Annotated in this window: 3 protein-coding genes; all 3 read right to left on the bottom strand. The window is 42.8% G+C overall.

Going from position 1 to position 2750, the window contains the following annotated elements; genetic code table 11:
• The coding region (locus tag BUC12_RS19930; RefSeq protein WP_221407228.1) for a hypothetical protein at positions 1-305 on the bottom strand (305 nt) is incomplete at its 3' end.
• Positions 306-317: 12 nt separating this feature from the next.
• On the bottom strand, positions 318-1838 hold the full coding sequence (locus BUC12_RS19585) for a PKD domain-containing protein (RefSeq protein ID WP_062184993.1): 1521 nt from the start codon (positions 1836-1838) through the stop codon (positions 318-320).
• A 5-nt stretch (positions 1839-1843) separates the two neighbouring features.
• A complete protein-coding gene (locus BUC12_RS19580) occupies positions 1844-2425 on the bottom strand; it encodes a hypothetical protein (protein WP_073357356.1) in 582 nt (193 codons plus the stop codon).
• Positions 2426-2750: the final 325 nt, after the last annotated feature.

Below are 2750 nucleotides of genomic sequence, written 5' to 3'. Positions count from 1 at the left end.
TTCCGGTTGAGAGAAGTAAGACAAGTCCATTGAGGAGCAGCCTCCGTACCCAGATTCTGCGAAATACATTTCAGGTCGGTATCATATACCAAAAGACTGTGGGCAGGACTTGCTATAGCCGTTTTTTGCACAGTAGTCATCCGGGGAATAAGTAATCCTTTATCCCCACCGGTCACCCCCTCCATATGGAGGACCGTACTCGCATCGGGTGAATCATTATTGATCCCTATCTGGGAGTACGAGTTCAAACTTATCAATAGCACAGCTATCGAAAAGAACGTTTTGTATAAATATCGAATTTTCATTGAGGTCACTAATTAACGGTTAGTAGCTTTCGTAGCACTGTTGTGCATGTCGTGGCGTATCATCCGGTTGGTACGGAACGAACATTCGACCACATTTGCTGTCGCCGGTAGGGTCGTTTTAGCCAAAGCAGTACCGTCGGATTTGTAGGGCGTAATACTCACCGTGTATTGTCCGGTTGTAGAGTATGTATGAGATTGTTGATAAACAGTTGTTCCCGAAACGACGGGCTGCGAAACAGCCGTCGAACCATCACCAAAATCCCATGAGAGGGATACCGGAAGGTTAGCAGTTGCCCCTGACATATCTATAGTAATGCTGAATTTGAAATCGTTTCCGACGCATAAGAGAGAAGCTGGCTTAGCAGTATCTATTGCGAACCAAGAAGTGGCAAAAGATGGAAGTCCGCCTTTTCCTTCCCCGGAAAGAAAAGTTGCCGGTGTCTGGTATAGTGCCATATTGTCATAATCATCGGCATTATCAATTATACGCATATATTTTTGACTCATAGCTACCCAATATATCCTTTTGTCCGGACCAATTTGTAACGCGGTAACAGATGAGTTCGTGATTGCATACTTTTTCCTGGTGACTGAAGAGGGGTCTGCGCTGGAGAATAATTCATCAAATTTGAATACTGTTAGCCCATCTACCTCAGTCAGATATAAACAAGATTGCGTGGGAGAGAATTCGACACCATAAGGATCATTAAGTCCTGTTATCACCTTTATATTACTAAACATCCCCGTCGAAGAATCGAAATCACCATAAAAAAAACGCTGATCTAAAAATGTTGGCCAAACAAAATGTCTATGGTCGGGACTGATTTTCAGGTAGCCACTGGATCCGTTTCCTGACATTGCATAGGGTAGTGTAGTAACTACGGGTGTTGTAGATATCACCCCGGTGCTGGTCAGTAGCCATGCATTGATATAGGAAGGGGCTGTTGTTTGCTGGCCAATAGCTAGTATCCAATAATCTGTGCCATTACTATGGCGTGCGACTGTGACGCTTTCGCCGGTATATCCCATTGCATTCCGAAACGGAATGTTTTTTTGGCCAGACACTACTGCTCCCAATCCTCCCTGGGCACCCATATAAATAACAGAGTAAGACAAGTTGTTAGCCCGGGTCGCACCCGCCGTTATGGCTATATATTGATTGGTCCTTCCGGGATATGGGAGGATAATCCCCGATTGTGCGGACGAGTTACCTCCGGTCAGAGCATCACCATTAGTCATTACTGCATGGTTCTTATTATAAACAGTTGTGCCATCCGAATAAAATAGAAGGTTTCCGTTTGAGTCGGAAAGGCTGAAACATCCCTCGTACGTATATACAGCTGATGTAAACGAATTGGGTAAGCCGTCAAGAGTCGCATTGGGTGTGCCCAAAAGTCCTGTTAAGGATACACTTCTGGTCGTATTCCATGTCAAACCTGCAGCATAACCGAATACCCAGTTGGAAGTCTCTTTTTGAGCCACTATGAATAAGCTCACAGCCATGCAAAGAGCCAGTAGTATTATCTTTTTCATATTCATTATTTAACAACAAATACAACATTCATAAAAGTATCGTAATGAGCCTCTTCCACAATATCATAGTTTAGTACCCCCGCTGCATCCAGGCTGTTAATCTGTAGTACCGATACATCATAGAAAGTAATATAATAATACAAATCGGAAGCATTACTAAAATAAGGTATGCTCGAAGGAGCACCGGTACTACTCACAGTAGGAGTACTGAACTGCTTTTTATATTCGTCGTACAAGTCTAAAGATTGATTGGTAACCACAGCCGAAGCATCTATAGCAATCGAAGGCATATAGAACGAACCGGACTGAGTATCTCTACCCGAAAGGCATACCCATCCCGGGCTAGCAGCAGTACCCGCATTCTGTGAGATACATTTGAGCGTTGTATCATAAACGATCAACCCTTCGGCCGGATTAACCATCGCCACCCTCTGAGCCGAAGTCATCCGTGGAATAAGAATTCCCTTATCAGAGCTGACTATTTCCAGAGCAGCCGAAGTATTGGGCGTATCAGTGTTAATTCCCACCTGAGCTTTTAGAGACATTACCCCTAAAAAGCATAGCATAAGTAAATAATTCTTTTTCATTCTGTTTAATTTGAAATTGTTGTTTTAGGGTCATAGACCCCTCTATCTTGATCCCGTAAATAAAAAATCTTTAAAATACAGCAAAGTGCAATCTCTGCACCTTGCTGCCCTATGTTGGTTTTACGCTCGTGGCAGTTGAAAGGAGAGTATTCAAATACAATATTAAACACAATAAAACAACGTCTCTACACAACTAGCCATACCAACATTTATAGGAAAAAATATATAATATAATCAACCGGTCCACCTGAAAAACAAAGGAACACGATATTCAGTATTAAAAAAGAACCCCTTCACACCATAAAACAACCGATGTAACAGGCCT

The sequence above is a fragment of the Indolivaga macrotermitis genome (assembly GCF_900128985.1).
Classification (GTDB): Bacteria; Bacteroidota; Bacteroidia; order Bacteroidales; family Dysgonomonadaceae; genus Dysgonomonas_A; species Dysgonomonas_A macrotermitis.
Note: the sequence above shows the minus strand (reverse complement) of the source record. Positions and strands in the feature narration are given on the sequence as shown.